At 66.1% G+C, this 4,752-nt stretch carries 6 protein-coding genes; 3 read left to right on the top strand and 3 right to left on the bottom strand.

Going from position 1 to position 4,752, the window contains the following annotated elements; translation table 11 throughout:
* The first annotated feature begins 112 nt into the window (after positions 1-112).
* Positions 113-475 carry a hypothetical protein gene (locus tag ACWC9T_RS40835; protein WP_449826079.1) on the top strand — a complete coding sequence of 121 codons (363 nt, stop codon included), beginning with the start codon at positions 113-115 and terminating at the stop codon, positions 473-475.
* A 361-nt stretch (positions 476-836) separates the two neighbouring features.
* Here ACWC9T_RS40835 and ACWC9T_RS40830 read toward each other — a convergent pair whose 3' ends face one another.
* Together ACWC9T_RS40830 and ACWC9T_RS40825 are read right to left on the bottom strand one after the other, a co-directional pair.
* Positions 837-2,042: a trypsin-like serine protease gene (locus tag ACWC9T_RS40830; RefSeq protein ID WP_449826078.1), complete on the bottom strand. Its 1,206-nt coding sequence runs from the start codon at positions 2,040-2,042 to the stop codon at positions 837-839.
* Positions 2,043-2,511: 469 nt separating this feature from the next.
* Complete coding sequence (locus ACWC9T_RS40825; protein WP_449826081.1) at positions 2,512-2,634, bottom strand: hypothetical protein; 123 nt, start codon at positions 2,632-2,634, stop codon at positions 2,512-2,514.
* A gap of 534 nt (positions 2,635-3,168) precedes the next feature.
* Here ACWC9T_RS40825 and ACWC9T_RS40820 point away from each other — a divergent pair.
* The gene (locus ACWC9T_RS40820; protein WP_050366262.1) at positions 3,169-3,510 is read left to right on the top strand and encodes a hypothetical protein; all 342 of its coding nucleotides are present in this window, start codon (positions 3,169-3,171) and stop codon (positions 3,508-3,510) included.
* Positions 3,511-3,670: 160 nt separating this feature from the next.
* On the opposite strand, the gene ACWC9T_RS40815 is transcribed toward ACWC9T_RS40820, so the two are convergent.
* Complete coding sequence (locus tag ACWC9T_RS40815) at positions 3,671-3,853, bottom strand: hypothetical protein (RefSeq protein ID WP_449826077.1); 183 nt, start codon at positions 3,851-3,853, stop codon at positions 3,671-3,673.
* Between the two features lie 194 nt (positions 3,854-4,047).
* Here ACWC9T_RS40815 and ACWC9T_RS40810 point away from each other — a divergent pair, with 194 nt between their 5' ends.
* Positions 4,048-4,455 carry a DUF4328 domain-containing protein gene (locus ACWC9T_RS40810; RefSeq protein ID WP_449826080.1) on the top strand — a complete coding sequence of 136 codons (408 nt, stop codon included), beginning with the start codon at positions 4,048-4,050 and terminating at the stop codon, positions 4,453-4,455.
* The last annotated feature ends 297 nt before the right edge of the window (positions 4,456-4,752 follow it).

Here is a 4,752-nt window from a genome sequence, read left to right as displayed (position 1 = left end):
CAAGCACCGCGCCAAGCACCACGACGTCGGCAAGACCGTGAAACGCGCCGAGTCGATCAAGGAACACCAAGCGCAGCGAGGTTAAACGCCAAGCTGAGACTGCACAACCGGGGTGCTGCTCGACGCCGCGCTCCTGTCGCTGACCAGCCCAAGTACCACCGCGTTCCGCAAGAAGTGGGCTGAGGGAGAGGCCACTTACGAGAGCGCGCAGTACGTCGGCCTGCCCGACCCAACGCCGCAGACGGCGCAGGCGCTACGGTGGTTGCTGAGCGATGAGCGGCCCGCCACCCGTACCTACGGTCTGATCGCCCACCAGGCCCGTCACCGGTACGACATCCCGGTCCCCTTCACCGCCGGCTGGTTGATCTCCGCCATCAAGTGGGGCGGCGGCAGGGCGGAATCCTTCCCCGTCGAAGCCGACGTCGAGGCCTTCGTCCTGGCCGCCACCACCGAGGCTGCTCTCAAGCAGCTCTGACCCAGCACACGGCATGCCGAAGGCGCCGACCACTTGGTGGTGGTCGGCGCCTTCGGTGACCGGATTCAGCGGTGTCGTTCGGGTTCCGTGCGGGGTTGAGTAGGCAGGTCAGAGCTTGCGGTTGAGCAGCAGAGCCAGGACGGTACGGGCTTCGCGTCGGCGGGCCGGCGCGGGGGCGGCGATCGCGGTGAACCCATCTGGCCATCGCCGGGCTGGTCTCCGACCGCTCCGCACGACGCCCGGCCCGCCACCGGGCGAGCACCGAACTGGTCCTCGCCCGCGACGCCGTCTGCTGATCACCCACCAGCCGAACCGCCAGGCCAACACGCCCCGACCCCAATTTCACCCAAGGCCGTTATCTTTACGGGTTGCTTGTCCTCAGGACCCACCCCATGTCGGCGAGCGTCTGGGAAATCGGGACGTACCACATCCCATGAAAGCACCACGGCGTACGCCATCCGCCGTCAGCGGTCTGTCGGCCAGCGCAGTCCTGCTCCGACTCAAGAGAGGTGATGGTCCCGCGGGCCTGGATCTTGGTTCCGTTGTCACTCGTCACGAAGACAGGTCCACCGCTGTCTCCGTTGGCGGCGGCGATGTTGTTGGGGTCCGTCTGCACGGCCTCGTCAGCGAACTTACGCCAGACGCCGTTGGGCCCCATGATCTGTCGATCCACTTGGGCGACGCGAATATTGCAGTGCGCCCCCGAGTTGGCGGCGGACTGGCAGACATAGTCGCCAACATTGTTGCCGCCAGATCCGGAGACCTGCATGGCATAATCGCTGGGTTCGTTCCACGCGAGGGTATAGACGTATCCGCCCGATTTCTGGGAGTCGCGCGGGACGATACCAATCGTGTCATCGGCGGCGTTTCCGTCACCCTCATTGGCGTAACCCATATACTGCTGACTGTACCAGGTATTGTACGAGCCGGCGCCGCAGTGCCACGCAGTGGTGACCAAGCTCTTGTACATGTCCGCAGGCTTGTACACCCCGAAGCCAGTGGAACAGATCGTCCCACCGGGAGTCAGTACACCAGCACCGCCGTACCAGGGCTCGGAGTCTGCGCCTCGCGACAGGTCCACGACCGTCTTTTGATGGCGGGCGTGGACTTCCACACCGGCAACGGCCGACGCGATGGCCTCCACCTGCGGCGTCAGCTCTTCGGTAGAAAGTGGCGCAAGGAGTGCCCCAGGCACCCGCTCGTCGTCCGCCTCATAGCCGAGGTCAAGGCCACTTCCGTCAAGCGACGGCCCGATGCTGCTGATGTGACTTGCCCTCTTCGCCGCGAGGGGGATTGGCTTGCCGTTCGACAGCAGCTTCTCACGGGCTGCGTGCAGCTCCGCCTTGGAGTACTTGGCAGGCACGACCTGCACGCTCACGCCCTTCGGAAGGTCTTGGAGCACACCGCGAACCGCGTCCGGGAGTTCCCCCTTCCAATGCAAGGTGATGCGGTTGGCCCCCGGGTCGACCTCTACCTCGGAAAATCCTGGGATCCGATCCCGGGCATGTTCCTCCTGCCCTCCGACGATCCGGTCGACGACCTTGTCCAGTGCCTCCTGCTTCTTCATGAGCTTGAGGGTCTCCGGCTTGGTGACCTCCGCCAGTGCAGCTGCAGTGGTACCGCCGGGTGGCAGCTTCTTATTGGACGTAGAGCCCGGCCGAGTCGGCGCTGGAGTGGGGGCGCCGTCCCCCGATATAGCGATAGCTGGAGCAATTGCAGACACCGATGCCAGAAGAGCAGTGGCCAGAATTATCCACTTTCGGCCGGAGTTACTTTTTTGAGCCACTCAATTCCCCCCAGATGAGATGCAATCAGCCCTTTGGGTGATCGCGCACCCCGCATGGTAGCTCCGAGCAGACACTTGCCGCACACAAATAAAAGCCCCAGAAGCACCTTTCCGCGCATTCCGGGCATAACGGTCAAGGATTTACCATCTCCTAGCAAGAGAAATCGTCATAGATTTAGGCGATTTGCCTGGCAGGTGGTAGGCGCCGCGTCCCGTCTCGTTTGAGCCCCCGCCAGAGGCCGCCCGTGATTCAGAAGGGAGCGCACGCCGACCCGCTCCAGCACCTGCGGCGGGACGTCCGCGATCCACTCTCGACCGCCAGCAGCGAGGTCGCCCCGGCCAGCACCGCGCACGCTGTCAGGGCGAGGACCACGGCCCGCGCGTGCCGCACTCCACGCGGATCACGAGGGTCCGGCACCTGGGCCAGCCGCTCCAGCAGACTAGGCACCTTCCCAGCAGCCGCCTCGGGCTGCTCGCGGAGCTGGTCAAGGGCAGTCGGAATCGGGGATGATGCGTCGGCAGGCACGGTCTTCCACTCGGGTCACGGGGCGTAGAGAACTCCATGATCTTGGAAGCCGTGCCTACCTTCCTTACGCACGCCGCTTCGCGCCCGCGTACGATCACGAACCGTCGCCGATGAAGTGAGGCTGAATCGATGCCCCGTACCCCAACGCCGATACACCTGACCGCTGTCACCCTGGCCTTGACCGCTCTGCTGGCTTGCGCAGCCTGCGCTGGACACACCAATGTCGCGCCGTCCACTCCCGTGCCGACGAGTGCCGCCGCGTCCGCCGTCGCCGCAAGCCCTCCGCCGAGCTCGGGCCGACCGGATCAGCAGCAGCTGGACACGGCCGCAGATGCGGTCTCACACCTCGGCGGCTCCTACCAGGATGTCTTCACTGGCCTGATGGTGGACGTTCCGGGCGGTGGCGTCATCGTCTACCGGAAGCCGGGCGGTGGCGGCTTCGACGCCGCCCTCGCCCACCTGGGTCTGGGCGTGCGCGTGGACCTGCGCGACGCGCCGCGCTCGATCAACGAGCTGGCCGCCACCCGCAACCGGGTCGCGGCACTGATAGGGCACACGAGCGACTACAGCATCGTCAGTGTGGGCGACGGATCGGCGGTGAGCTTCACCCGCGGCGTGGTGGAGGTCGGCGTCAGCGGAAATCTGGCCAGCGCCCAGGCAGACCTGCGCGGCCGCTTCGGCGACCGGGTCACTGTCTCAGTCGCCCAACCGCTCTACGGCTGACCGGACTCTCCGCCCCGCGTTCGGCTGCCAGAGGACGTTCTGTGAGCCATTTCCGGGTTCTAGCTTGAGGAGGGCTTCGGCGGGCTCTGGGGCGTCGGGTGCGGCATGGTGAACAGGCCAGGTTCGGGCTCGATGAGGACGCCCCGGTTAACCAGGCGTTTCAGCTTGGCATGGGTTCCTTCGGTGTGACGGGACTCGATGCCGAGGCCGAGCGCCGGACAGACGTCCTTGGCGTGCAGGCCGTCGTCGGTGTTTCGAACAGGGCGAGGATCTGGCGGTAGGCCGACGGGAGAAGATCAGAGGCCCGGGTATCGTCGCCGGCGATCTTCAGCAGCTCGCGCATGGACGGCCCCACTCGTTCCCGCCGCTGGCGGATCCCGCCAGGTCGGTGTGGTTGTGCTGGTCAGCCGACGCGTCATGAGGTCGGTCATCGACCAGTAGATCATCGACGCCGAACCGGCCGGGAGGGTCTCGTAGTCGGAGACCAGCCGCCGGTGGAGCACAGCCGGCGACCTTCCCGCCGATGTCACACTCGCACTGACCGACAGCACCGCGTTCACCGACGCGCAAGCCCTCTACCGGCACGCAAGCCAACTCCACCTCGTGGCCCTGCTGGCCTCGGCGGTCACCTTCATCCTCTGGTTCTACCGGGTACGGGTGAACGCCGAGAGATTCAACCCCCACGGCCACAGACTCAAGCGCGGATGGGCGATCGGCGCCTGGTTCACCCCCGTCGCAGGCCTCTGGCTCCCCCGGCAGATCGCAGCCGACACCTGGCAGGCCAGCACCCGCCCCGACGAGTCCGGAATCCCCCCGATCACTCACACGCTCCTCAACCTCTGGTGGGGCACCCTCTGGGCCACCATCGTGATCGGCCGACTGGACGCCAACTTCTACGGCCAGGCCCGATACCCGACTCCTACCAGGAAGCGATCGCCTGGCTGACCGCCTCCGACCTGCTGGAACTCGCAGCCGCCGTCTTCGCCATCCTCGTCGTGCGGAAGCTGACCGCCCTGCAGGAACAGCGCACCACCGAATCCACCACCCGCGCATACGGAACCCCCGCCCAGACAACACTCAACCGCTGACAAGCGACACCGCCGACAGGACCGAGGCCGTGTCTTCCCCCACCAGGCGAAGACACGGCCTCAGAAGCCGTTGTCGTACCGATCGTGGGACGTGCCGGTCGAACGGGCGTCTCGATGGGGTGATCGTAGGCCGGTCGGCGCATGAAGGCAGGGC

The organism is Kitasatospora sp. NPDC001159, from assembly GCF_053598235.1.
This window is presented reverse-complemented; position numbering and strand designations above follow the sequence as displayed.